At 67.0% G+C, this 26742-nt stretch carries 21 protein-coding genes; 6 read left to right on the plus strand and 15 right to left on the minus strand.

Annotated elements, in window-relative coordinates:
* Positions 1-157 precede the first annotated feature (157 nt).
* Both LJ725_RS04350 and pbpC read left to right on the plus strand, forming a co-directional pair.
* A complete protein-coding gene (locus tag LJ725_RS04350) occupies positions 158-5131 on the plus strand; it encodes an alpha-2-macroglobulin family protein (protein ID WP_230549381.1) in 4974 nt (1657 codons plus the stop codon).
* A gap of 12 nt (positions 5132-5143) precedes the next feature.
* Positions 5144-7180: a penicillin-binding protein 1C gene (gene pbpC, locus LJ725_RS04355; protein ID WP_230549382.1), complete on the plus strand. Its 2037-nt coding sequence runs from the start codon at positions 5144-5146 to the stop codon at positions 7178-7180.
* A gap of 2 nt (positions 7181-7182) precedes the next feature.
* Here the strand turns inward: pbpC and LJ725_RS04360 are convergent, their stop codons facing one another.
* The 7 genes from LJ725_RS04360 to LJ725_RS04390 form a co-directional block, all read right to left on the minus strand.
* A complete protein-coding gene (locus LJ725_RS04360) occupies positions 7183-8088 on the minus strand; it encodes a hydroxymethylglutaryl-CoA lyase (protein WP_230549383.1) in 906 nt (301 codons plus the stop codon).
* 67 nt (positions 8089-8155) lie between these two features.
* Positions 8156-9127, minus strand: a complete 972-nt coding sequence (locus tag LJ725_RS29095) for a cupin domain-containing protein (RefSeq protein ID WP_230549384.1) — start codon at positions 9125-9127, stop codon at positions 8156-8158.
* 107 nt (positions 9128-9234) lie between these two features.
* Positions 9235-10053: an ABC transporter permease gene (locus tag LJ725_RS04370; protein WP_230549385.1), complete on the minus strand. Its 819-nt coding sequence runs from the start codon at positions 10051-10053 to the stop codon at positions 9235-9237.
* Positions 10054-10063: 10 nt separating this feature from the next.
* Positions 10064-10885: an ABC transporter permease gene (locus LJ725_RS04375; RefSeq protein ID WP_230549386.1), complete on the minus strand. Its 822-nt coding sequence runs from the start codon at positions 10883-10885 to the stop codon at positions 10064-10066.
* A 157-nt stretch (positions 10886-11042) separates the two neighbouring features.
* Positions 11043-12065, minus strand: coding sequence for an extracellular solute-binding protein (locus tag LJ725_RS04380; RefSeq protein WP_230549387.1), 1023 nt, complete (start codon positions 12063-12065; stop codon positions 11043-11045).
* 11 nt (positions 12066-12076) lie between these two features.
* A complete protein-coding gene (locus LJ725_RS04385) occupies positions 12077-13057 on the minus strand; it encodes an ABC transporter ATP-binding protein (RefSeq protein ID WP_230549388.1) in 981 nt (326 codons plus the stop codon).
* A complete protein-coding gene (locus tag LJ725_RS04390; protein ID WP_230549389.1) occupies positions 13058-14368 on the minus strand; it encodes an aspartate aminotransferase family protein in 1311 nt (436 codons plus the stop codon).
* A gap of 151 nt (positions 14369-14519) precedes the next feature.
* Between LJ725_RS04390 and LJ725_RS04395 the strand changes: the two genes are divergently transcribed.
* The 4 genes from LJ725_RS04395 to LJ725_RS04410 all read left to right on the plus strand — a co-directional run bounded on the left by LJ725_RS04395 (position 14520) and on the right by LJ725_RS04410 (position 18535).
* Positions 14520-15278, plus strand: a complete 759-nt coding sequence (locus LJ725_RS04395; RefSeq protein ID WP_268990384.1) for a GntR family transcriptional regulator — start codon at positions 14520-14522, stop codon at positions 15276-15278.
* Between the two features lie 13 nt (positions 15279-15291).
* Entirely contained in the window at positions 15292-16221 is a 930-nt protein-coding gene (locus LJ725_RS04400; RefSeq protein WP_230549391.1) for an aminotransferase class IV, read from the plus strand.
* 140 nt (positions 16222-16361) lie between these two features.
* The gene (locus LJ725_RS04405) at positions 16362-17234 is read left to right on the plus strand and encodes a DUF2189 domain-containing protein (RefSeq protein WP_230549392.1); all 873 of its coding nucleotides are present in this window, start codon (positions 16362-16364) and stop codon (positions 17232-17234) included.
* A gap of 26 nt (positions 17235-17260) precedes the next feature.
* Positions 17261-18535, plus strand: a complete 1275-nt coding sequence (locus LJ725_RS04410) for a solute carrier family 23 protein (protein WP_230549393.1) — start codon at positions 17261-17263, stop codon at positions 18533-18535.
* 13 nt (positions 18536-18548) lie between these two features.
* On the opposite strand, the gene LJ725_RS04415 is transcribed toward LJ725_RS04410, so the two are convergent.
* The 8 genes from LJ725_RS04415 to LJ725_RS04450 form a co-directional block, all read right to left on the minus strand.
* Positions 18549-19025, minus strand: coding sequence for a disulfide bond formation protein B (locus tag LJ725_RS04415; protein WP_408015720.1), 477 nt, complete (start codon positions 19023-19025; stop codon positions 18549-18551).
* A 99-nt stretch (positions 19026-19124) separates the two neighbouring features.
* Positions 19125-19331, minus strand: a complete 207-nt coding sequence (locus LJ725_RS04420; RefSeq protein ID WP_230549395.1) for a hypothetical protein — start codon at positions 19329-19331, stop codon at positions 19125-19127.
* Between the two features lie 39 nt (positions 19332-19370).
* Positions 19371-21374 carry an acetyl-CoA carboxylase biotin carboxylase subunit gene (locus LJ725_RS04425; RefSeq protein WP_230549396.1) on the minus strand — a complete coding sequence of 668 codons (2004 nt, stop codon included), beginning with the start codon at positions 21372-21374 and terminating at the stop codon, positions 19371-19373.
* Positions 21375-21392: 18 nt separating this feature from the next.
* On the minus strand, positions 21393-21776 hold the full coding sequence (locus LJ725_RS04430) for a hypothetical protein (RefSeq protein WP_230549397.1): 384 nt from the start codon (positions 21774-21776) through the stop codon (positions 21393-21395).
* Between the two features lie 188 nt (positions 21777-21964).
* Entirely contained in the window at positions 21965-22747 is a 783-nt protein-coding gene (locus LJ725_RS04435; RefSeq protein ID WP_230549398.1) for an enoyl-CoA hydratase/isomerase family protein, read from the minus strand.
* A gap of 7 nt (positions 22748-22754) precedes the next feature.
* Positions 22755-24362: a carboxyl transferase domain-containing protein gene (locus LJ725_RS04440; protein ID WP_230549399.1), complete on the minus strand. Its 1608-nt coding sequence runs from the start codon at positions 24360-24362 to the stop codon at positions 22755-22757.
* Between the two features lie 46 nt (positions 24363-24408).
* On the minus strand, positions 24409-25494 hold the full coding sequence (locus tag LJ725_RS04445; protein WP_230549400.1) for a TRAP transporter substrate-binding protein: 1086 nt from the start codon (positions 25492-25494) through the stop codon (positions 24409-24411).
* 111 nt (positions 25495-25605) lie between these two features.
* A complete protein-coding gene (locus LJ725_RS04450) occupies positions 25606-26742 on the minus strand; it encodes an acyl-CoA dehydrogenase family protein (RefSeq protein ID WP_230549401.1) in 1137 nt (378 codons plus the stop codon).

Consider the following 26742-nt stretch of genomic DNA (forward strand, 5'->3'; position numbering starts at 1 on the left):
TGCGATTAGTACGCCCCGACCCGCTTCCTCAAGCGCCGCCTATCCACAGCGTGACCTTCCCGCCACAGCCTGCGAGAATTGCTGACCGGACCTCGGACTCCACAATGTCTGCACAATCCACGCTCTAAAGTCCGGACGCTTTTTCCGCGGGGTTCTCATGAATCGTTCGACGCTGGCTGCTCTGGTCGTGGCCCTGATGCTGGGCTCGGGCATTGCGGGATACCTGATCGGAAAGCCCTCCGATTCGGTCGATCGCCCGGCGCCGACACGAAGCGTAGCAGCGCCGCCGATAGTTCCTCCCACGACACCGCCTCCGGCTTCGACTCCGCCGGCCCCCGCGCCGCAATCGGCCGCTCCCGCACCGCTCCCGCAGCCGCCGGCCCTTCCGACCGATCCCTTCGCCTTCCGCCGCGTCGGCGTGGATTCGAGCCGCTCGGAAGCCGAGGCGTGCCTCGCCTTCAACAAGCCGCTCGCCACCGGTGACGTGAAGTATGCCGACTTCATCCGCATCGAGCCGGAGGCCAAGACGGCGTTGCGCGCGGTGGACGATAGACTGTGCATCGCCGGATTGACCTATGGACAGGACTATACGGTGAAGCTGCTGGCGGGCTTCCCCGGTCGCGACGGACAGAAACTGCGCGACGAACAGAGCGTGAGCGTCGCGCTCGGCGCGAGGCCCGCCGTCGTCACCTTGCCCGGCAAGGGCTTCATCCTGCCGCGCGGCAGTGCTGCCGGCCTGCCGGTCACCACCATCAACGTCTCGAAGGTCGGCATCTCGGTCTACCGTGTGAACGAGCGCGGGATCGACCGTTTTTCGGCCGACCGATACTACGACGTGGCGTTCCCCGGCTCGGAGCCGATCACCGAGTCGTGGTCGCTGCGCAGCTGGCTGAACGGCAGCAATGGCGCTGAGCAGTGGTCGGGTACGATGGAAGTGCGCAACGTGCCCAACCAGGCCGTCGTCACCGCCTTCCCGATCCGCGAGACGATCCGGGAGTGGAAGCCCGGTGCCTATTTCGTGGTGGTCTGGAACGCCGCCAAGCCGCCGTCGCGCGACTATGACGACGACGAGACGACAGGCGGCGGCGCCGCTGGCCTGTGGGTGATCGACACGGATATCGGGCTCACCTCTTTCAGCGGCGACGACGGACTGAACGTTTTCGCCCGCTCACTGCAGACCGCCCAGCCGATGCCCGGTATAGAAGTCACGGTCCTCTCGCGCGGCAACGAGCCGATCGGCAAGGTCGTCACCGGCACCGACGGCCGTGCCTCTTTCGCTGCCGGCCTTCTCAAGGGAACCGGCGCTGCCGAGGCCGTGGCCGTCATGGCGCAGGATCCGGCCAAGAAGGACTTTGCGCGTCTCGAACTGACCAAGTCCGCCTTCGATCTCTCGGATCGCGGGATCGACGGCCGGCCGCAGCCCGGCCCGGTCGACGCGTTTCTCTACACCGAGCGCGGCGTCTATCGCCCCGGCGAAACCATCCATCTGATGGCGTTGTTGCGCGACGACTCGGCCAACGCGCTGTCCAATCTGCCCGTCACGCTAATCGTGAAGCGGCCCGACGGCAGCGAGTTCACCCGCTACACCCATGCGCTGCAGGCATCCGGCGCCGTCTCCCAGTCGATCGACCTGCCGAAATCCTCCCGGCGCGGCCGCTGGTCCGTGGCGGCGCACATCGACCCCAAAGGCGCCTCCGTCGGCCGTGTCGAATTCTCAGTCGAGGATTTCGTGCCGGAGAAGCTCAAGGTCGAGCTGACCTCCGAACAGCCGATCCTCAGGCCGGGAACCGTGAACCGCTTCGCGATCTCGGCCGACTTCCTCTATGGCGCACCCGCCTCCGACCTCGCCGTCGAGGGCGACATGCGGATCACCGTGGACGATGCGCCCTTCCCCGCCTTCGCCAAGTACAGGTTCGGTTCCGAGGAGGAGCGCGAGAAATTCGAGCCGCCCTTCATCGAATTGAAGGGCGAGAACACCGACAGGGGCGGCAAGTCGAGCCTCCTGTGGGCCGGCGATCTCGCCAAGGATACGGTTCTGCCGTTGCGCGCCCAGGTCCAGGCCCGCGTCTTCGAACCGGGCGGTGGCCGCGCCACGAAGACCGACAAGATCCTGCCGGTACGCACCCGCGACACCTACCTCGGGATCGCCCCGACCTTCGAGGGGCGCTATTCGCGTGAGGGTGTCGACACGGAATTCGACATCGTCGCGGTCGATGCCGGCGGGGCGCAGGTCGCCCGGCCTGCGGTCGAGTACCGCATCGAACGGATCGTCTATGCCTATCAGTGGTTCCAGGTCGATGGCCGCTGGCGCTGGCAGTCGGTCACCAACACGAGGCTGGTTACCGCCGACAAGGTCACTCTGAAGGCGGACGCGCCCACCCGGCTCTCGCAGCGCCTCGAGTGGGGCCAGCACAAGCTCACGGTCATCGACAACGAGAAGAACACGACCACCAGCCTGACCTTCTATGTCGGCTGGTACGGCGGCACCTCGGCCGAGGAAGCCCCCGACACGCTGCGGGTGGCCAGCGACCGGCAGAACTATTCGCCGGGTGACAGCGCCCGCCTGCGTATCGAGGCACCGTTCGCCGGCGAGGCGCTGATCGCCATCGCGACCGACCGCATCGTGTCCACCCAGTCGGTCCAGGTGCCGGCCGGCGGCACGACCATCGACATCCCGGTAAAGGGCGAGTGGGGCGCGGGCGCCTACGCACTGGTCACGGCCTGGCGGCCGCTGGCGGCCCCGGCCGAACGCACGCCCACGCGCGCGATCGGCGCGGTGTGGCTGGGGCTCAATCCGGCTCTGCGTACGCTCGGCATTCAGATCGGCACGCCCGAGAAGATCACGCCGCGCCAGCGCATCGATGTGCCCGTGAAGGTGTCCAATCTGCAGGCCGGCCAGGAAGCCTTCGTCACCCTGGCGGCCGTCGACGAGGGCATTCTGCAACTCACCCGCTACAAGACGCCCGATCCGGCGAGCCACTATTTCGGCAAGCGTCGTCTCGGCGTCGCGATGCGCGACGATTACGGGCGCCTGCTCGACACCCGGGCCGACGAACTCGGCCGAATCCGGTCCGGTGGCGATGCCGGCGAGATCGGCGGGCTGGACGTGGTGCCGACGCGCACCGTGGCGCTGTTTAGCGGCCCCGTGAAACTCGACGACAAGGGCGAGGCGAAGATCGCCTTCGACGTCCCCGACTTCATCGGCCAGCTTCGGCTGATGGCCGTCGCCTACGACAAGAGCCGCGTGGGCTCTGGCGAGCAGCGCCTGTTCGTGCGCGATGCCGTCACCGCGGACGCCGTTCTGCCGCGCTTCCTCGCCCCGAAGGATCTCGGGCGGGTGGCGCTGTCGCTGCACAATGTCGACGGCCAGGCGGGCGACTACCGCGTGACGCTGACCGCGACCGGGTCGGTCTCCCTCGAACGGCCGGTGGGCGAAACCAGGAGGCTCGCCGCCAACCAGCGCGAGCTTTTGACCTGGCCACTGCGTGCTGGCGATGCCGGCTTCGGCAAGGTGACCGTCGCGGTCCAGGGGCCCGGCAACTTCGCCGTCCAGCGCGAATGGGAGATCCAGGTGCGGCCGGCGCAGACACCCAGCGCAGTCGACACGGTGGCGCGCCTCGGCCCCGGCAACGACGCCACGGTCGACCGCAACGTGATCGCCCCCTTCGCTCCCGGCACCGCGCAGGTCAGCGCCTCTCTGACGCGCATCCCCGGCATCGACGTGGCGGGCCTCTTGCGCGCGCTCGACAAGTATCCGTTCGGCTGCATCGAGCAGACGACCAGCCGCGCCATGCCGCTGCTCTACTACAACGACGTGGCGATGCTGGGCTACGGCCCGACCGATCCGCGCATCAACGATCGCGTCCAGGATGCCGTCTATCGCATCGTCGACATGCAGTTGCCCGACGGTTCGTTCGGCATGTGGGGTCCCTTCTCGACACCCGCGGCGGAATGGCTGCAGACCTACGTGCTGGACTTCCTGGTCCGCGCCAACCAGCAGCAGATGGCAGTGCCGTCGGCCTCCCTGCAGCGGTCGCTGAGCTGGCTCAACAAGACGGCCGACAAGTTCTCCCCGAATGCGCAGGCCTACGCCTGGTACGTGCTGGCGAAGTCGGGCTTCGCCGATCCCGGTCGCGTCCGCTATTTCCAGGACACGAAGGCGGCCGAGATGAAGGGCGGCATTGCCTGGGCGATGCTAGCCGCGGCGCTGAACCAGGTGGGCGAGCCGGGGCGTGGCCGCCTCGCCTTCGCCACGGCCCGCCAGCGCATCGACGAGCGCGATCCCAACGACTATTACGGCTCGCCGCTGCGCAATCGCGCCGCGCTGGTGACCCTCGCCGTCGAGGCGGGCGGCCGCGAGGCCTTGACCGAAGTGACCAGCCTCGTCGGCGAGCGTCTCGCCGCCTCGATCGGCCAGACCACGACGCAGGAACAGGCCTGGCTGGTGATGGCCGCCCGCGCCATGAGCGGCAGTACGCAGCTCGCCTATTCGGTCGACGGCCAGCAGCGTCAGTCGGCGGCCGAGCCGGTGGTGTTCAACCCCGACGCGCCCGCGCTGGACCGCGGCCTCAAGCTGCGCAACGACGGCGACCGGCCGATCTGGATGCAGGTGACGGCGCGCGGTGTGCCGCTCGACCCGCAGCCCGCCGCGACCGCCGGCATCAGTGTGAAGCGCGACTTCCTGAAGCTGAATGGCGAACCGGGCGCACTCAGCCGCGTACGTCAGAACGAGCGCTTCATCGTCTCGATCTCGGGCCGCAACCTGGAGGGCGGCTACCATGAGGTGGCGCTGCTCGACCTGCTGCCCGCGGGCTTCGAGATCGAAGCGGTGCTGAACGACGAGACGGTGAAGTCGTTTCCGTTCCTGGCGGAGCTGACGCAGACCCGCGTTGCCGAGGCCCGTGACGACCGCTTCTTCGCGTCCTTCAACATGGGGACCCGGCCGTACCAGACCTGGTGGGACGCCTCGGCCAAGAACCCGAACTCCTATCATGTCGCCTACATCGTGCGCGCCGTGACTCCGGGCACTTACGCCGTTCCCGCGACCAACGTCTCGGACATGTACGCCCCACGCATCTATGGCCGTACCGCGATGGGCACCCTGACCATCGTCCCACCGGACGCGCGCTGACGGGCGCTGGGCGTGAAGCTGCGGATCCTCCTCGCAGGCATTGCCGTCGCCGCCACGACGCTGGCGGCGGTGGGCCTCGCGCTCGACCGCGCCTTCCCGCCCGACCTGTCGCGCTACCACGAGCGCTCGACCGAAGTGGTCGACGCCAACGGCCGATTGCTGCGCGCCTTCACGACCCTGGACGGCAAGTGGCGTCTCAAGACGACCGTCGACGATGTCGATCCGCTCTACCTGGCGCTTCTCAAGGCCTACGAGGACCGCCGCTTCGACGACCATTGGGGCGTCGATCCGGTCGCCGCGGTGCGGGCAGCCTGGCAGCTCGCCGAGCGCGGCCGCATCGTGTCAGGTGCGTCCACCATCTCGATGCAGGCCGCTCGCCTGCTCGATCCCCGGCCCCGGAGCTTCACGACGAAGGCCATCCAGTCCGCCCGCGCGCTGCAGCTCGAATGGCGCTATTCCAAGCGCGAGGTACTGGCGGTCTACCTGACGCTGGCGCCGATGGGCGGCAATCTGGAAGGCGTACGTGCCGCGTCGCTCGCCTATTTCGGCAAGGAGCCGCGCCAGCTCAGCGCCGCGGAAGCTGCGCTGCTGGTGGCAATCCCGCAGTCGCCGGAGCGCCGCCGCCCCGACCGCGCCTCCGCTCCTGCCCGGGCCGCGCGCGATCGCGTTCTGGCCCGCGGCCTGGAACATGGCGTGATCGACGCCCCTCTGTTCGAGATGGCGCGCAGCCGCCCTGCTCCTGACCGTCGCCTCGCCTTGCCGATGCAGGCGCCCCATCTTTCCGCCTGGCTGGCCGGCCAGTCGCCGGGCGCCGTCGTGCCGACCACCCTGCGCTTCGAATTGCAGCAGTCGCTGAGCCAGCTGGCGCACGACGAGCGCCGACAGTTCGCCGACGGCGCCGAGATCGCGATGGTCGTTCTCGACAACCGCACGGGCGGCGTCGTGGCCTGGCTGGGTGGCGACAATTTCTTCGGCCGCGCCGGACAGGTGGATCTGGTGCGTGCGCGGCGTTCACCGGGATCGGCGCTGAAGCCGCTGATCTATGCCATGGCCTTCGACGATCGCACCCTGCACCCCGAGACCGTGGTCGAGGACGTGCCGGTTCGCTTTCGGGACTGGCTGCCGCGCAACTTCGACCGCGACCATCAGGGCGCCGTGACGGTGCGCCGCGCCCTGCAGCAGTCGCTGAACGTGCCGGCCGTTCTGGCGCTGGAGAAGGTCGGACCGCAGCGCTTCCTCTCGACGCTGCGCACCGCGGGCGCCACGCCCGGCCTGCCGCCGGGCGACACCGGAAATTCGCTTGGCATCGCGCTCGGCAGCGCGACCCTCTCGCCGCTGGAGATGGCCGGCCTCTATGCCGGTCTCGCGAACGGCGGCAGCTTTGCGCCGCCGCAAGTCCGGCGCGACCGGCCCCGCCCCCTGCCGGTGCGCCTCCTCGGCCCCACGGCCGCCTGGTACGTCTCGGACGTGCTGGCCGAGGCGCCTCTCCCGGAAGGCTTTGCGTCGCTTCCCGTGGCGCTCCGCGAGCGCCGCATCGCCTTCAAGACCGGCACCTCCGCCGGCTATCGCGACGCGTGGGCTGCGGGCTACAGCACCAACTGGACGGTGGTCGTCTGGGTCGGCCATGCCGACGGGACACCGCGCCCCGGGCAACTCGGCCGGCTCTCGGCCTTGCCCATCCTGTTCAAGGCGTTCGGCCGCCTGCCCGGCGAGGACAATCGCGCCATCCGCCCGCCAGTCGACGCGATCAAGGTCTCGTCACACCGTGACCTGCCCCCACGCATGCGCACGCTCGGCCCCCATGCGGAGACGAGCGGTGGGCCGCGCATCGCCTACCCGCCGGCCGATGCCCGCATCGAGCTGACCGAGCGCGAGGCCATTCCCTTGAATGCGATGGGCGGCCACGGGCGACTGCGCTGGCTGGTCGACGGCCGGCCGCTCGACGGCAACCAATGGGTGCCAGCCGGGGCGGGAGTCGCGCGCCTCGCCGTCGTCGACGAAGCCGGTCGCTCGACCTCGGTGACCGTCAGGATCGTCGAGCGGCGATAGCGTCAGGCCGCCTTGGCCTTCAGCGCCTGTGCCACCTTGGAAGCGGGTTCCCGGCCGAGCGCCGCGCAGATCTCGCGCCCCGCCTTGGCGATCGCATCCAGGTCGACCCCGTGTTCGATGCCGAGCCCGTTCAGCAGATAGATCACGTCCTCAGTGCCGACATTGCCCGACGCGCCCTTGGCGTAGGGACAGCCGCCGAGCCCGGCGACCGCCGTGTCGAACACCGAGATGCCGCGTTCCATCACGGCGAGGATATTTGCCAGAGATTGGCCGTAGGTGTCGTGGAAGTGGGCCGCGATCTTCTCGCGCGGCATCTTCTCTGCCACGGCGTCGATCATGGCGACGCATTCGCCGGGCGTGCCGACGCCGATCGTATCGCCGAGCGAGACCTCGTAGCAGCCCATCCGGAAGAGCCGCTCCGACACCTCGGCAACCTTGGCCGGCGGGACCTTGCCGTCATAGGGGCAAGCGATCACGGTCGAGACGTAGCCGCGCACCTTCATGCCGTGCTTCTCCGCCGCTTCCATCACCGGTGCGAACCGTTCGAAGCTCTCGTCGATCGAGCAGTTGGTATTCTTGCGGCAGAAGGCCTCCGAGGCCGCCGTGAAGATGGCAATCTCCTCGACCTTGGCCTCTACGGCGCCGTTCATCCCCTGCTTGTTAGGCACCAGGACCGGATAGCTGACCCCAGGCTTGCGCTGGATACGGGCCATGACCTCGTCGGTATTGGCCATCTGCGGCACCCACTTCGGCGACACGAAGCTGCCGGCCTCGACGGCCGAATGACCGGCGGCCGACAGCGCGTCGATCAGCGCCACCTTGGCCTCGACCGGCACGGGCTTCGCTTCGTTCTGCAAACCGTCGCGCGGCCCCACTTCGACGAGCCGCACGCGCTTGGGATGATTCATCGTTGCCTCCCGGTCCTCGCGCCACATACTGCACCAGCGGGAAGGTCGCCAGACAGGATTTTTGCCCCTACGGCGTCTGCGAAATATGCGCAGTCCGATCATGTCCCGGATGGCTGAACATGATCTCCAGGGTGCGCAGGTAGGTGTGCAGCCCGGCATCCTGGATCGGCAGGACGTGGGCGTCCTCCCCCGATTCGTTGTGGTGCGAGTGCCAGTAGCCGGGCGGCGTGATGAAGCTGGCGCCGGGTGCCCAATCCTCCCGGCGACCGTTCTTGATCATGCCGGACTCGTCGAGTTCCGTGCCGATCATCGTGTAGCAACCGGGCTTGCAGTCGATGACGAAATCGACCGCGACCGACTCGTGACGATGCGGGTACTGGACGGCGTCCTTGGGCAGGAGCCCAAACATCGTCCACATCGTGTGCGTGATGGTCCGGGTACTGGGAAAATTCCTGTTGGCGAGCAGGACACTGACGCGATTGGCATTCGCGGTCTTGGGATCGGTGGCAATCTCCGTCAGCTTCTGCTGGGCCTGGGTGTGCTGATAGAAAGTGGGCTTGAAGCGCGCGACCGTCGGCGTCGCGCCGAGATAGCGCAGCAGGGGTGCATCATGCACCCAATAGAGTCCCGCCTCGCCGTCGGAGTGGTGCATGGCGTGGCCGTGCGCCGGCAGGACCAAGTAGTCGCCCTGCGACCAGTGCATCGTCTCGCCGCACGCGTCGGTCCGCCCGCTGCCCCTGAACACGAAGAACACCTGGCTCGTCGCCTCCGCCGAGGTCATGACGGAGCCGCGAACGATACGAATGAAGTTCGCGCAGAGCGCCGGCGTCGTCGCGGGGCCGACGATCCCCAGTTCCTCGCTGACGTCGAGCGGCTGAATGCGCGTCGGTCCCTGGTCGAAGAAGGACGGCGAGAAGGCCCGGTACGGCACGGGCGGGATGATGCCCTGGCCGACCGGGTTCACGGCCGAACTGTAGTCGAAATACTGTGCGTCGCTCGTCAGCAGTTCATAATTGGGAAAGCTCTCGACACCAGCCACACCAGTCTCCCTCGTCCGGGCTCTCGCGGAACGCCGCCCGCTCACCGAGGCCAATTTGCAGCCTCACCGGATCCCGAGTCCATGGCCGAAATCGTGCCGCCTGAATCCTATACAACCGTATCCTTGAGCTTTCCGGCCCGGCGCAAGACGATCGCGACCGCAGCGAGCGCCAGCACGGTGAAGGCGATCAGCAGGGTCGCGACAGCGGTGATGGTCGGGTTCACCTCGAGGATCAGCTCGTTGAACATCTTCTTCGGCACGGTCTCGAATTTGCCCGCGATGAACGACGTCACGATCACCTCGTCGAAGCTGCCGATGAAGGCAAAGATCCAGGCTGCGAAGACGCTCGGCGCGAGGTTCGGCAACACGATCTTGCGCATCGTGTAGCCCCACGAGGCGCCGAGGCTCCAGGCGACCTGCTCGATCCGCTGGTCGAACTCGCGGATCGCGACACCCAGCACCATCATCACCAGCGGCACGTTGAGCAATGTATGCGCAACTACCAGGCCCAGCAGCGATCCGAGAAGGCCGACCTTCGCCAGAGCGAGATACAGGGCAATGGCGACGATGATCGTCGGCACGATCAGCGGCGCCATGAAGTTGCCTTCGGCCCAGTCCCGTCCCTTGAACGTGCCGCGCCGCAGGCCGTAGGCCGCCAGGCCGCCCAAGAGCAGCGCCGCCACCGACGAGATTGCCGCCACCAGGACCGACGTCCACATCGCCTCCATCCAGCGCGGATCGCCGAAGAAGGTCTCGTACCAGCGCAGCGACAGGCTGGGCGGCGGAAAGGTCAGCGCCCGCGCCGAGGAGAACGACATCGGGATCACGATGACCAGCGGCACCGTCAGGAAGACGAGGCCGAAGATACCCATCGCGGCCAGCCCGCGCCGAGCCCAGATCGAGCCGCCGATCGATTCGCGGTTCATGCCCCAATCCTCATGCCGACGCCTTTCGGTCGAGCCGGCGGTAGGCCGCGAAGATGGCGAGTGTCACGATCAGCAGGATGGTCGAGATCGCCGAGGCCTGCTCCCAGCGCGGGATCTGGTTGATCAGCGTGTCCAGAAGGTTGGAGATCATCGGCACCCGCCCTCCGCCCAGGATGGCGGGCGTGACGTAGAAGCCGAGGCACAGAATAAAAACCAGCAGCGAGCCCGCGGCCAGCGCCGGCAGGGTAAGCGGAAAATAGACCTTCCAGAAGATGGTGCGCGGCGGCGCGCCCAGCGAGGCGGCGGCCTGCAGCAGCCGGTCGTCGATGCGTAGCATGGCCGCGAACAGGGGCAGCACCAGGAAGGGCAGCAACACGTTGGCCATGCCGATCGTCACGCCGAGTTCGTTGTACAGGAAGGAGACCGGAGAATCCGTGAGTCCGCTCCATTGCAGGGCGCGGTTCACGATGCCGCCATTGCCCAGCACGACGATCCACGCATAGGTGCGGACGAGGATCGAGACCCAGAAGGGCAGCACGACCAGCGCGATGGCGATCATGCGGCCGCGGCTGCCGAGGCCGCGCATCCAGTGCGCCAGCGGATAGCCGATGACGATGTTGGCGAGGGTCGCAATCAGCGCAATGCGCATCGTATTGCCAAGTACACGCAGATAGACCGGCGCCTCGACCAGGCCCTCATAGTGTTCGAGCGTGAAGCCCCGCCCCTTCTCCCAGAAGGCGAGGCCCAGCATGTAGACGATGGGCGCATTGAAGGCGACGACCATCAACACCAGCAGCGGTGCGATGAACGAAAAGCCGGTCGAGCGCGTCATCGACATCCGGCCCGTTGAGATGGTGAGGTGGCCCTGTCATCCGCGACGGAAGGGGCACGCGCGCCGCCGTGTTCGGCACGCACGCCACCACCGTCGGCGCAACCCGCCGACACCTCCCCATTCGTATGGGGAGGCGCGCGATCGACCGATTTCGTCATCACAGGCTGAGCTTGAAAGCTTCCCACTTCTTGTTCACGGCTTCACCGTTGTCGGCCCACCATTCGGCGTTCTCGAAGTACTGCACGTCCTTGTTCTGCTTGCTGGTGGGGAATTGCCAGAGCTTGTCCTTGGGCAACAGGGCGTCGAGAGTAGGGCTCGGGCCCGTATAGGAAATCACCTCTGCCGCCTTGGCCTGGTTCTCGGGCAGCGACATCTCGTAGAACAGCTTGTTGGCCGCCGCCTTGTCCTCGGGCTTGGAGCCCTTGACCACGCAGATGAAGGAAAGGTCGGCCTTGCCGCCGGCGAAATTGAGACCGAAAGCCGGATCGCCGACGACGCGGCCCGACCAGCAGATCGAGTACTGCACCTCGTTGTCCTTCATGAGCTGCGGCGGCTGGGCGCCCGCCTTCCACCACACCGCGACGTCCTTCTTGATTTCGTTAAGCTTCTTGAAGGCAAGATCGACGTCGAGCGGAAACAGCTTGTCGATCGGCACGCCCGCCGCCTGCACGGCGAAGGGCAGGCAGTAGTGCGGGTAGTCGGGCAGGCAGCGCTTGCCCGGAAAAGCCTTGGTGTCGAAGAACTCGGTGAAGTTCTTGGGCTCCTTGGCACCCTTGCGCCAGGCCATGATGGTCGAGAAGTACTGGTAGCCGAAGCCGTACTCGTTCTTCGCCTCGGGGAACATCGGCGCCGGATTGATCGCGGCCCAGTCGAGCTTCTCGATCAGGCCGAGCTTCTTGGCCTGCAGCACGACGCCGGAGCCCAGCTCGAACAGGGTCGTGCCGGTCTGGCCGCTCTCCACCAGGGCCCGCAGCTTGCCCAGCGAGCTGGGACTCTCGCGCACCACGTTGATGCCGGTCTTGGCCTTGAGTGGATCGATGTAGCCCTTCTGGATGGACTCGCCCGAGGCCCCGCCCGATTCGATCATGCGGATTTCCTTGGACTGCGCGTTCGCGAAGCCCGGCAGGAAGCTGGCGCCCGTAAGTGCGGTGGCGGCGCCGACGAAAGTACGTCTCTTCATCTCGATCCCCTCTATGTTACCGGCCACACGTCGGCCGACTCCCACGAAACGCTGATACGCTCGCCCGGCGCGTGGGCAGCGCCGAGGAACGGCACTGCTGCAACCACCGACCGATTGTCGTCGAGCGCGAGATGGTAACGCACCATCTGCCCGAGATAGATGGCTTCCACGACGCGCGCGGCCTGTCCCTGTCCCTGTCCCTGTCCCTGCCCCGCACCGGCCAGCCGCACGCGCTCCGGGCGCACCACGCCCTGCCGGCCGTCGGGCAAGCTCACGAAGTTGGCGATACCCAGGAACTCCGCCACGAAGCGGTTCGCGGGCCGGAGATAGGCCTCCGTAGGCGCGGCGATCTGTTGCGTGCGTCCCTTGTCCAGCACCATGATCCGGTCCGACAGCGACAGCGCCTCTTCCTGATCGTGCGTCACCAGCAGCGTGGTGACGCCGAGCGTGCGCTGGAGCTGCTTCAGCTCGACCTGCAGTTCCTCGCGCAGCTTGCGATCGAGCGCGCCCAGCGGCTCGTCGAGCAGCAGGATGTCGGGCTTGAACACCACGGCCCGCGCCAGCGCCACACGCTGCTGCTGGCCGCCGGAAAGCTGCGATGGCCGGCGGTTCTCGAAGCCGTCGAGGCGCACGAGCTTCAAGGCATCGCGCGCCAGCCTGTCGGCCTCGGCGCCGCCGATCTTGCGCACGCCCAGGGGAAAGAGGACGTTCTGCAGGACCGTCATGTGCGGGAACAACGCATAGGACTGGAAGACCAGCCCGATGTTGCGCTCCTGTGCGGTGGCATTGGTCACGTCCCGGCCACCGATAAAGATGCGTCCCGACGTCGGTCGGTTGAGGCCCGCGATCAGCGAGAGAAGCGTCGTCTTGCCCGACCCGCTCGGCCCCAGGATCGTGACGAACTCGCCCTGCGTCACCGAGAGGTCGACCGAATCGGCAGCGGCGAAGGTGCCGTAGCGCTTCGTGACCCCTTCGAGACGGATATCCGACATCTAGGCGTGCGCCACTTTGGCCATGGCGCGGTCGGCCGCGGCCAGGGTCTCTTCGATGACCGGCTTGTCGTGCGCAGTGGACAGGAACCACTTGCCGGCCTGTTGCGACCGCACGCCCTCCTCCTGCAGCGCGGCGTGGAATGCCAGCATGGCGTCGCGATCGCAAGCTGCCGACTCGCGATAGTTTCGCGGCGCAGGGCCCTTGGTGAAGAACGTCTGAAAGATCGCGGGCATGCCCTGCACCAGGACCGGCAGCTTGTGCTTCCTGGCCAGCGCAGACAGCCCCTGCATCAGTTCCGTGCCGCGTGCTTCCAGATCGCGATAGACCTTGCCGTCATCGGCCTCGAGAACGTCGAGGGCCGCCAGCGCCGCCGCCATGCTCTGCACGTTGCCGTTATAGGTGCCGCCGTGCATCACGCCCTTGTCGAGCAGCGTGTCCATGATGTCCCGCCGACCGGCGACCATGGCGAGCGGGAAGCCCGCGGCGACCGCCTTTGCATAGATGCTGAGATCGGCTGTAACGCCGAACTTGCCCTGCGCGCCGCGCAGGCCGACGCGAAACCCGGTGATGACCTCGTCGCAAATGAAGAGCGTGCCGTGCTTGTCGCACAGCGCCCGAACGCCTTCGAGATAGCCCGGCGCCGGCGGAATGGCCCCGCCATTCACCATGATGGGTTCCATGATCACGGCGGCAATCTGACCGCGATGGCGCTCCAGGGTCTGTTCCAGAAGGTCGAGGTCGTTCCAGGTGCACACGGCGACATCGCCGAGGACGCTGGGCGGCATGCCGGGCGAACCGGCGACCGGCACCGGCGTATCGGCCGGCCCCGCCTCGTTCAGCGGTGGCCGCGCGCTGATATAGGCCTGGTCGCTCCAGCCGTGATAGTGGCCCTCGAACTTCAGGATCTTGTCGCGGCCGGTAAAGGCGCGCGCCAGACGGAAGGCCATGAGGACGGCTTCCGTGCCCGAGGTCGAGAAGCGAACCACATCGGCACCCGGCAAGAGAGCGCAGAGACGCTCCGCCAGTTCGGTTTCGCGTGGGTTTTGCGCGGCGAAGAGCTGTCCTTCACCCAGTGAAGCCGCGACGGCATCGATTACCTTTTTTGGCGCGTGCCCCAGGATAGCCGGGCCGTTTCCCAGCACGTAGTCGATATGGACATTGCCATCGACGTCATGCAGCCGGGCGCCCTCTCCCCGGGCGAAGAACAGGGGTACCGGAACGCTGGCATAACGCACGTTGCTGCTGACGCCGCCGGCCAGATGCTTTCGGGTCTTTTCGTAGAGTGCGATCGATTCTGCGTAGGAGCGCATGTCCCTCACCCAGCAAGAACAGTGCCCACGACACCGCGGTGGCGCGGGAAAATGTGATCACGAATCGAGGGAGCGTAACGGCCTGCTGTCGCGCCAGCAATGCATTTTTGTGATCACAAATCCCGGTAGTCTGCGCTAAGCTCCGCGACAGATGCCTCGTACCGCGCCATCTCCGGACGCTGCCGACACCTCGCTCCGCCAGCAGGTGTACGCGTCGTTGCGCGAAGCGCTGACCATGGGCCGCTTCGCGCCGGGACAGAAAGTCACCTTCCGCTATGTCGCCGGCGTGCTGGGCGTCAGCCTGACGCCGGTGCGCGAGGCCCTGCGACGTCTGGTGGCGGAAGGCGCCTTCGAGATGAACCCCAACCGCTCGGTCCGCGTGCCGCTGATGACGCGCGACAAGGTCCTCGAACTGCGCGACATCCGGATCGAACTGGAAGGCCTCGCCTCCGCGAAGGCCGCTACGGCGGCGACCCGCGGCCAGATCGCCGACATCCGCCGCGCCGCACGCGAAATCATGGTCGCCCGCACCCGCGGCGACAGCGCGACCGACCGCCAGAAGGTCCGCGAGTTCCATTTTGCCGTCTATGCGGCGGCGGGCCAGCCGACGCTGCTGCGCCTGATCGAGAGCCTGTGGCTGCAGACCGGCCCCTACATGAACCTGCTCTATCCGGGCTTCATTTCCTCGTCGCGCGGCCCTGCCGGCCGGCAACGCCTGATCGAGGCGCTGCAGGCCCGGAACCCTTCCGTCGCACGACGCGAGATGGCCGACGATATCCGTCGCGCCCTCTCGTACGTCGCCGACCTCGCCGACGAGAACGGCAATATCGCGCCAGCCGCTCCGGCGACCGTCACCAGGGGACACCGCCCGCGAGCAGGCGCCGCCGCCTTCGACCTTCACGCCAACTGATCAGGAGGAAATCATGGCCCAGCAACTCAGCAATCAGCGTATCGCGTGGTTCAACGGCAAGTTCCTGCCGGAGAACGAGGTCATGATCCCGTTCCGCGACCGAAGCTGGAAGTACGGCGACGGTGCCTTCGACATGACCCGCACCTTCAATGGCGTGCCCTTTCGTCTGAAGGAGCATATCGACCGCTTCTACCGCTCGCTCCGCTACCTGCAGATCGACCCCGGCCTGTCGGCCAAGGAAATGGTCGCGCACAGCGAGGAAGTCGTGGCCCGCAATGAGCATCTGCGCGCCGAGGTCGGCGACTGGTGGCTGGGGCAGCGCGTCAGCCGCGGCGTCGACGCCGTGGGCGACGAGGGCTGGGACCATACCGGCCCCAACGTCGTGATCGAGATGCTGCCGCTGCCCCTCGCCAAGCGCGGCAAGCTCTATCGCGAGGGCGCCGAGGTCATGACCACGACGGCGCGCCGCATCGCCCCGTCGATGCTCAGCCCGCGCGCCAAGACGCACAACTACCTCAACATGATCATGGCCGAGAAGCCGATCAAGGCGCTCAATCCGGACGCCTGGCCGATCCTGCTCGACGAGAACGGCAACCTGGCCGAGGGCTTGGGCAGCAACATCTTCATCGTGCGCGAGGGCGCCCTGTTCACCCCGTCCGAACGCTACGTGCTGCCGGGTGTCAGCCGCCAGATGACCATGGACATGGCCAAGCAGATCGGCGTCGAGTGCACGCCGGGCGACATCGATATGTTCGACGCCGCCAACGCCGAGGAAATGTTCCTGACCTCCACCAGCCTCTGCATCCTGCCGGTGAAGAGCTTCAACGGCGCACCGGTGGGCGACGGCAAGGCACCCGGCCCGATCACCCAGAAGCTGATCGACGCCTATTCCAAGAGCGTCGGCTGCGATTTCGTGGCCCAGTACCTGAAGTTCTCGCAGTAGCGAAGGCTTCCTTCGCAGCGCATGGGAAGGGGGACGACATCCCCTTCCGCCAGGCGTAGACTCCTCCTCGTGGTAGATCGCGCCCTGTCGTGATCGACGACAGACCGCGACCTTCGAACTTCGTTCGCAAGGAGGCAGTCATGGCCATGCAGAACCACGTCCGCAATCCCCTCGAGTGGGGATGGGATCATCTGAAGCAGACAAGTCAGGCCGTCGGTTCGGCCGCCACCTCGATGGAAGGCGCGTGGGAAGGTCGCGTCGTCGCGCCTCCAGCGGTCCGCCGCATCACCTCGGCCGATATCGGCGATGCGCTGGCCAAAGGCGTGCGAGACTTCGGCGCCTGCCGATCAGACGTGATGATGCTCTGTCTGCTCTACCCGATCGCTGGCCTCGCGATCTCGCGCATGGCCTTCGACTACGGGATGCTCGCCCTCGTCTTTCCGCTGATCGCCGGCTTCGCCCTGATCGCACCGCTGTTCGGGCTCGGCCTCTACGAGATCAGCCGCCGGCGCGAGCGCGGCCGGGAAACGCACTGGACGGACGCTTTCGCCGTCGCACGCTCGCCCAACATCGGCTCGATCATGGTCATGGGCCTGATTCTGCTGGCGATCTTCGGCCTATGGCTTTTCGCGGCGAACCTTCTCTACACCGTCACGCTGGGACCGGACGCGCCGGTCTCGGCCCAGGCCTTCGCGCGCGATGCGCTGACCACGTCGCAGGGCCTGACCATGACGATCGTCGGCATCGGCGTGGGCTTCCTGTTCGCACTGGTCGTCCTGGTGATCGGCGTCGTGTCGCTTCCGATGCTGCTCGACCGCACTGTCGGTGTCGGCACCGCCATCGCGACTTCGGTCAGAGCGGTGCGGATGAACCCTGGACCGATGGCGATGTGGGGCATGATCGTCGCGGCTGGCCTCGCGATCGGCGCCCTGCCCCTCCTGATCGGCCTTGCCATCGCGCTGCCGGTGCTAGGCCACGCGACGTGGCACCTCTATAGGAAGGTCGTCGTCTAACCAACTAGAAGCCAAAGAGAGGGAGAATGCTCGACTGGACGGTGAAACAGCCGGCCGACGGCATGGTCGTCGCGCCCGACGAGCGGCTGCCGTGGCCGCAGACCGTCGCGTTGGGCATCCAGCATGTGGTGGCGATGTTCGGCGCCACCGTACTGGGGCCCCTGCTGATGGGCTTCGATCCCAACGTCGCCATCCTGATGAGCGGCGTCGGTACACTGATCTTCTTCGCGGCCGTGGGCGGCAAGGTGCCGAGCTATGTCGGTTCCTCCTTCGCCTTCATCTCCGTGGTCGTGGCGGCGACCGGCTATACCGGCCAGGGCGCCAACGCGAATATCGGGGTCGCGCTGGGCGGGATCGTGGTCTGCGGCGCGCTCTACGCGCTGATCGGGCTCGCGGTGATGGTAAGCGGCACCAGCTGGATCGAACGGCTGATGCCGCCGGTCGTGACCGGCGCCGTGGTCGCCGTCATCGGCCTGAACCTGGCCGCCGTGCCGGTCAAGAACATGGCGCCGACCTCGTTCGATGCCTGGATGCAGGCCGTGACCTTCCTGAGCATCGCGCTGGTCGCGGTCTTCACACGCGGCATGACCCGGCGCCTTCTGGTGCTGGTTGGGCTGGTCGTGGCCACGCTCGTATATGCCCTGCTGGCCAACGGGCTGGGCTGGGGCAAGCCGGTGAGCGGCGCCCTGCTGGAGCAAGCCGCCTGGTTCGGCATGCCTGCCTTCACCGCGCCGCTCTTCGACACGCGCGCGATCGTGCTGATCGCGCCCGTCGCGCTGATCCTGGTCGCCGAAAATCTCGGCCATCTGCGCGCCGTCAGCGCCATGACCGGCCGCAACATGGATCCCTATGTCGGCCGCGCCTTCCTGGGCGATGGCGTGGCGACGATGGTGGCGGGCAGCGTCGGCGGCACCGGCGTCACCACCTACGCCGAGAACATCGGCGTGATGGCCGCCACCCGCATCTACTCGACGGCCTTGTTCGTCGTGGCCGGCCTGTTCGCCATCCTGCTGGGCTTTTCCCCGAAGTTCGGTGCGCTGATCCACACCATCCCTCTGCCGGTGATGGGCGGCGTCAGCATCGTGGTGTTCGGCCTGATCGCCGTCGCCGGCGCCAAGATCTGGGTCGACAACAAGGTCGACTTCGGCAACAGCCGCAACCTCATGGTGGCCGGTATCACCCTCGTTCTGGGCACGGGCGACTTCACCCTCAAGTTCGGCGAATTCGCCCTGGGCGGAATCGGCACCGCAACCTTCGGGGCGATCCTGCTGAACACCGTGCTGAGCGCCGCGCGACGCTAGCCCGCCAATGCAGTCAGGTGAGGAGGCGATATCCGGACGTGTGGCATTCGCCGAGGCCACATTGGAACACCACCGACGCCAGGTTGAGGGCGCAGATCAGCACGACGTAGAATTCCAGAAGGCGTGCCGCCTGGGCGAGCGGCGGCCGTGCGGCTGGCGGCAGAGGGCGCGGCGCTCCGAAGACCGTGAGCCGCAGGGCCAGAGCCAGCAGAAGGGAGACAGCGATCACGACCGACCAGACCGGCATGTGAAGGCCGAAGACCGCGGTGCCAATATAGGCGTGACCGGGGCGCGGCACGATATCGAGCAAAGTCTGCCGTGCGGCGATGACGAGGAGCAGCAGGGCAAACAGCAGGGCGATCCCGCCGCCCCGCTCCGACTCACGCGCGCGGAGTTGCTGAAGCAGCCCGAAGCAGCAGCCGAACATGGCCACTCGCTGGAGCAGGCACAGCGGGCATGGGATTTCCCCGAAGGCAAACTGCATCACCATCGCGGCGGTGAGAGCCGCCGATAGAATCACCGTCAGGAGCAGCAGGATGAGCCGATCCAGCGTGACCAGGGTGGACGGTTCGAGGCGCAGCGCCGGCATTCAGCCGATTCCTGCGGGGACGGCGTGCCTCAACTCGACCTGCAGCCAAGGCATGCGAAAGCCATAGTCGGGGCTGTAGATCTCCCAGAGGAAAAGGCCGATGGCCATTATGGACGACAGGAAGAGGCAGGCGATCGCCGGCCGCGACCGACCCGAAAGTCCCAGCACAAACGCCGCCAACAGCAGGGCGAAAGTGATCGTCATCATGGGGAGAAGCGCCCCGTCGAGCGCGTTCTCATGGCACGCTCATTCGAACTCGACCAGTTCGGCGCCCTCGGGCACCTGTTCGCCCACCGCGTAGCGCAGGCTCTTCACCATGCCGTCGGCCGGGGCGGCGAGCGTATGCTCCATCTTCATGGCTTCGAGGACCAGCAGCGCCTGGCCCTTGCTCACCGTGTCGCCGGCCTTGACCCTGAGGTCGATGATCTTGCCCGGCAGCGGCGCGCGGACCATGGCATCGGCCGAAGCCGTCGCCTCATACTGCGTGACGTCGAGCGGATCGACCAGCCGCAGGCGGACGCTGCCGCCATCCATGAACAGGGTGTAATCGATGCCGCCATCCAGGGCCGTGCGCCGCACGACGGTCGCCTGGAAGGAATCCTCGCCCAAATTGACTGACAGTCGACCGTCCGCCAGACGCTGGACCCGCGCCTCCCGGACGCCCTCGGGTAGCTCCAGGCGCAGGCCGCCGGAGCGCAGGCGCCGCGCGATGACCGTGACCTCGCGCTCGCCGTCGATCCAGCGCACCTCCTCGTGGCCCTCGTCGAGCAGACGGAATCCATTGTGCGCGTTCCACGGCGACCACGGATCGTGCGCGGCCGGCTGGGCCGCATCCTGCCATTCGAGCAGGCGCGCCAGGGTGGCCACGGCGAAGGCGCGGTCACCGGCCGGCGCCGGCTTGGCGAACAGTGTCGCACGATGGCGCTCGATGAAGCCGGTATCGACCTCGCCGCCCACGAAGGCGGGATGCGAGCAGAGTGCCTTGAGCAGACCTGCGTTGGTCGTGACGCCGACCACTTCGGTCTCGCCCATCAGCGCCGCCATGCGCCGCAGGGCCGAGGTGCGGTCGCGGTCGTGGACGATCACCTTGGCGATCATGGGATCGTAGAACGGCGTCACCGTATCGCCCGGACGTACGCCGGTATCGACGCGGACATGCGCGCCCTCCTGCGGCAGCTTCAGGTGCACGAGCGTGCCGGTCGAGGGCAGGAAGTTCCGCGCCGGATCCTCGGCATAGAGGCGGACCTCGACGGCATGCCCGTCGATGCGAAGTTCGTCCTGCGTGAGCGGCATCTTGCCGCCCGCTGCGACGATGAGCTGCCATTCAACCAGGTCCTGGCCGGTGATGGCCTCGGTCACGGGATGCTCGACCTGCAGACGCGTGTTCATCTCCATGAAGAAGAAGGTGCCGTCCTGGTCGGCGATGAACTCGACCGTGCCGGCGCCCTGGTAGCCGATGGCCCGCGCCGCGGCGACCGCCGCCTCGCCCATCTGCTTGCGCCGCACCGGGTCCATGTTCGGCGCCGGCGCTTCCTCGATCACCTTCTGGTGGCGCCGCTGGAGCGAGCAGTCGCGCTCGAACAGATAGAGGCAGTCGCTCGCATCGGCGAAGACCTGGATCTCGATATGCCGCGGCCGGGTCAGGTACTTCTCGACCAACACATGATCGTCGGCGAACGAGGCCTTGGCCTCGCGCTTGGCCCCCGCCAAAGCATCGGCGAATTTCTCCGCGCTCTCGACCACGCGCATGCCCTTGCCGCCGCCGCCGGCCGAGGCCTTGATCAGCACCGGGAAGCCGATCTTCGCGGCCTCGGCCGCCAGCAGCTCCGGCGACTGATCGTCGCCGTGATAGCCGGGCACCAGCGGCACGCGCGCCTTCTCCATGATCTTCTTGGCTTCGCTCTTGGAGCCCATGGCCCGGATCGAGTCGGCCGGCGGCCCGATGAACACGATGCCCGCCGCGGCGCAGGCATCGGCGAAGCCGGCATTCTCGGAGAGAAACCCGTAGCCCGGATGGATCGCCTGAGCGCCGGTCCGCTTGGCTGCATCGATGATCCGGTCCGCCACGAGATAGCTCTCGCGCGCCGCCGACGGGCCGATGTGGACGGCCTCATCTGCCATCGCGACGTGCCGCGCATTACGGTCGGCGTCGGAATAGACCGCCACCGTCTTGATGCCCAGCCGCTTCGCCGTCTTGATGACCCGGCAGGCGATCTCGCCACGATTGGCGATCAGGATCTTGGAGAACATGGTGCTTCGTGTCCGCTCTTACCAAAAGGACGTGTGGCAGGGCGCCTTGACCCAATCCGGATTGCGACCGAGAGTTTTGAGCCAGTCGAATACCCTCAAGAATATGGTGATCTCTCCTTGCGGATGGGCCTTGACGTAGTCGGCCTTCGCCTTCTCGTTGTCCGGTCCCGGCTCCAGCACCCATTTCCAAGGAAAGCCATCGCAGAACGCCTGAACGCCGGCCAGTCGTGCGCGCCTAGTGACCTTATCCGCTTCGAACTGAACGTTGAGCGAGCCTAGGCCACATCGAGCATCCGGACCTTTGGCTTCGCACGCCTTACGAGCGGCCTTGTCCTCCAGCCTGGACCAACGAGAGTCTGCCACAACACAACGTTCGTAGCGCTCGTCGATGGCAGTCACCATGGCATCCCACCGGTCCCTGCCGTGGTACCCGCACAGCTCACTGGCCGCCTTTAGCCGACCGATTGAGCCGATGGCGAATTCCAGACTCTTACCTGCCCCCCAGACATCCGGCTCCGCACGCGCCGTGCCCGCCCCGCAGGACGCCGCGGAAGCCGCGGCAAGCACGCCTAAGACTGCCGACGCGTGCCTCACAGCGCCCACTTCGGTTTGCGCTTGGCAAGGAACGCACTCATGCCCTCGATCGCGTCGTCGGTCGTGCACTGGACGGCGACATGCTCGCCGATCAGGTCGGCGACCGCGCGATCGTGCGGCATGGCGTCGATTTCGGTGATCAGCTTCTTGACCAAAGTCTGGACGGAGGGCGCGCCGCGGCGCAGTTCGTCGGTGAGGGCGGCGACCGTCGCGTCGAGCGCATCCTCCTCGACCACCTGGTCGACCAGGCCGATGCGCAGCGCGGTCGCCGAATCGAACATGCCGCCGTGCATCAGGAGCTGCCGCGCCATGCGCGGGCCGACCGCCTGGATCAGCACCGGGATGGCGATGCCCGCGAGCAGGCCGTTGCGGGCCGAGGTGAGGCCGAAGCGCGCCGAGGAGACGGCGACCGCGAAATCGCAGGCCAGCATCAAGCCGACGCCGCCACCCACCGCCGCGCCCTGGACCCGCGCAATCGAAGGCTTGGGGAAATCGTAGACCGCCTGGACCGCGGCCATCATCGAATCGGCACCGACCTTGCGGGTGATGGCGTCGAGCTCGGGCCAGGTGAGCACCCAGTTGAAATCGCCGCCGGCGCAGAAGACCGGCCCGTCGCTCGCCACCACGAGGGTTCGCACGGCCTCGTCAGCCGCAAAGGCTTCCACCGCGTCGATGATGACGCGCGCGGTGTCGCCGTCGAACGAGTTCATCGCCTTGGGCCGGTTGAGCGTCAGTGTCGCCACACCGCCCTCGACCTTCGTTAGGATAGGATCGGTCATGTCCAGATCACATCCGGAAGACGCCGAACTTCGTCGGTCCGATCGGCTGGTTCATCGAGGCCGAGAGGGCGAGCCCCAAGGCCATGCGCGTATCGACCGGATCGAGGATGCCATCGTCCCACAGGCGCGCCGTCGCGTAATAAGGATGGCCCTCGCGCTCGTAGGCCTCGCGGATCGGCTGCTTGAACTTCTCTTCCTCGTCCTTCGCCCAGGTGCCGCCCTTGGCTTCGATGTTGTCGCGCCGGACCGTCGCCAGCACACTCGCCGCCTGCTCGCCGCCCATCACCGAGATGCGCGCTGACGGCCACATCCACAGGAAGCGCGGGCTGTAGGCGCGGCCGCACATGCCGTAATTGCCGGCGCCGTAGCTGCCGCCGACGATCACGGTGAACTTCGGCACGTTCACGGTCGAAACCGCGGTCACCATCTTGGCGCCGTCGCGCGCGATCCCGCCCGCCTCGTACTTGCGGCCGACCATGAAGCCGGTGATGTTCTGCAGGAACAGCAGCGGAATGCCGCGCTGGCCGCACAATTCGATGAAGTGCGCCGCCTTCAGCGCCGATTCGTTGAACAGGACTCCGTTGTTGGCGACGATCCCGACCGGATAGCCCCAGATGCGCGCGAAGCCGGTGACGATGGTCGTGCCGTAGAGGTGCTTGAACTCGTCGAGCTCGCTGCCGTCGACCAGACGCGCGATGATCTCGCGGATGTCGTAGGGCGTGCGCGTATCCGTCGGCACGACGCCGTACAGTTCCTCGGCGGCGTACATCGGATCGCGCGGCGGCAGCAGCGACGCCGACGGCGACTTCTTCCAGTTGAGGTTGGCCACGATGCGACGGGCGATGCCCAGCGCATGGCTGTCGTTCTGGGCATAGTGGTCGGCGACGCCTGAGGTGCGGGCGTGCACGTCGGCGCCGCCCAGGTCCTCGGCGCTCACCACCTCGCCGATCGCCGCCTTCACCAGCGGCGGGCCGGCGAGGAAGATCGTGCCCTGCTTGCGCACGATCACCGTCTCGTCGCTCATCGCCGGCACGTAGGCGCCACCCGCGGTGCACGAGCCCATCACCACCGCGACCTGCGGGATGCCCTGGGCCGACATGTTGGCCTGGTTGTAGAAGATGCGGCCGAAATGATTCTTGTCGGGGAACACATCCGGCCATTGCGGCAGGTTGGCGCCGCCGGAATCCACGAGATAGACGCAGGGAAGCCGGTTCTCCATCGCCACTTCCTGGGCGCGGAGATGCTTCTTCACCGTCATCGGATAATAGGTGCCGCCCTTCACGGTGGCGTCGTTGCAGACGATCACGCACTCGACGCCGCTCACGCGCCCGATGCCGGTTATCACGCCCGAGCCCGGCGCTTCGTTGTCGTACATGTCGAGCGCCGCGAGCGGCGACAGTTCGAGGAAGGGCGAGCCCGGATCCAGCAGCGCCCGCACCCGCTCGCGGGGCAGCAGCTTGCCGCGGGAGACGTGGCGCTTGCGGGATTCCTCTCCGCCTCCGAGACGGACCGTATCGGTGCGGCGGCGCAAATCCTCGACCTGCACGCGCATCGCTTCGGCGTTGCTCTTGAAGGCGTCGGAACGGGTATCGATCTGGGAGGAAAGTACGGTCATTTCCCGGGCAAACTGCCCGGACCGATGACCGCGTGCAAGCAGAGGGTTACGGCAGGCGGGACATCGACCGCCAGTGCGCGCCCTGGGCAATGAACGCCCGTTGGTTCGCAAGCGCCGCCGCAAAGTCGGCATCGCGCTCGGCGAGGTCCTTGACCACGATGTCACTGTTCTTGCGGAACGCGGCCAGCACGTCCGGCGACCATTCGCGGACCACCACTCCCGACGATTTCAGCTTCTCCAGCGCCAGACCCTGTACGTTCGGCGAGCGGCCGAGCATCCACGCGATGTTCGCCTGGCAGGCCGTCTCGATCTGCGCCCGCAGCGACGCCGGCAGGGCCGCCCACTTGTCTTTGCGCATCAGGAAGTCGAGCACGGCCGACGGCTGCTGCCAGCCCGGCAGGTAGTATGGCAGGCCCAGCTTGTCGAAACCGAGGGCCGCGTCCATGGCCGGGGTCGACATCTCGCCGCCGTCTACGTTGCCCTGCTGCAGCTTGTAGAAGAACTCGCCCGGCGGCAGTGGCACGGGGATCGCGCCCAGGCGGGCAATCACGTCGGCCGCCAGCTTGCCGTAGCGCAGGCGCTGGCCCTTGAAGTCGGCCACCGTGTTGACCTCGCCCCGGAACCAGCCCCCCCCTTTAGGCCCCTGGATACCACAGGGAACACCTACCACGCCCAGCTTGTCGTAGGCGTCGCGGTGGATTCGGGAGCCATCGCCCTCGAGCATCCAGGAAGCCATCTCGTCCGGGCCGAGGCCGAACGGAATGGTCGCGAAGATGTTGAAGACCGGCGCCTTGTTTGCCGCATAGCCCGACCAGGTGAACGCGGCCTCCAGATCACCCGACACAATCGCGTCCAGCATGTCGGCCGTCGGCGCCACACGGCCGGGCTCTACAATCTTGATGGCGAAGGCCCCGGCCGTCATGTGCTTCACGGCGCGGGTGAAGACCCGGACCCCTTCTCCAGAGCCGGGCAGGGCCGGGTTGAAGGCGGTCTGCATCTGGATCACGCGGCCGGTCGACGGCGCGGAGACGTTTTTCGCCGCCGGCTTGCTGTCCTGAGCGACAGAACCGCCCGTCGCCGACAGCAGCGCCGCTGCGGCAAAACCCAGTAGTTTCAAAAAGTTACGGCGCACGACCGACCATCCGTCGCCCGGCTCCCCCAAGCCCCCAGCTACCGCTTCCTGCGGTCTTCACACCACATGATGTTGGCATGCGGAGTGGCGGGGAACAAGCGAAAGACGAGCCTATAAGGCTGCCAGGCCACGACCGATCAGGATGCGCTGCACGTCGCTGGTGCCCTCGTAGATTTGGCAGACACGGACGTCCCGCCAGATCTTCTCCACCAGGTAGTCGGAAACGTATCCGTAGCCGCCGTGGATCTGAATTGCGGCCGAGCACACCTCCTCGGCCATCTCGGATGAATATAGCTTGGCCATTGCGGCCTCGGTGAGGCATGGCCGGTCGGCATCGCGCAACGTGGCCGCGTGCAGGACCATCTGCCGGGCCACGGTGATCCTGGTGGCCATGTCGGCCAGGCGGAACAGGACGGCTTGGTGGTTCACGATTCGGGTGCCGAAGGCCTCGCGCTCCTGGGCGTAGCTGCGTGCGGCCTCGAACGCAGCGCGCGCCATGCCGACCGATTGCGCCGCAATGCCGATCCTTCCAACGGAAAGATTGGCCAGAGCCACCCGATAGCCCTCACCCTCCCCGCCCAGCATCGCATCGCCGCCGACCGTGCAGTCCTCGAAGGCGATCTGGCAGGTGTCGGAGGACTTTTGGCCCAGCTTCTTCTCGACCGATGCGACACGGTAGCCCGGCGTGTTCGTCGGCACGATGAAGCAGGAGATGCCGCGCTTCGACGAAGACGGATCGGTGACGGCGAAGACCAGCGCGATGTCCGCCGTGCGGCCGGAGGTGATGAACTGCTTGACGCCGTTCAGCACCCAGCCGTTGCCGCGCCTCTCGGCGCGCGTCTTCAGATTTGATGCATCCGATCCCGCGTGCGGCTCGGTGAGGCAGAAGGCGCCGAGCATCTCGCCACGGGCGAGCGGCTTAAGCCACTTCTCCTTCTGCTCGGGCGAGCCGTAGGCCAGCAGCGCCGCGCAATCGGGCGAATTGTTGACGCTCATCACGGTCGACAGGCCGCCGTCGGCGGCGGCGATCTCCTCGAGCGCCAGCACGTAGGACACCATGTCGGCGCCGGCCCCGCCCCACTCGGTCGGCACCGTCATGCCCATGAAACCGAGACGCCCCATCTCGGCCAGCAGCGACCGGGGGATCTCGCCGGCCGCTTCCCAGGCCCGCACGTGCGGCAGCACCTGCTCCTGCGCGAAGGCGCGGGCGGTGTCGCGGATGAGAGTCTGTTCTTCGTTGAGCAGCAT

The sequence above is a fragment of the Reyranella aquatilis genome, assembly GCF_020880995.1.
GTDB lineage: Bacteria > Pseudomonadota > Alphaproteobacteria > Reyranellales > Reyranellaceae > Reyranella > Reyranella aquatilis.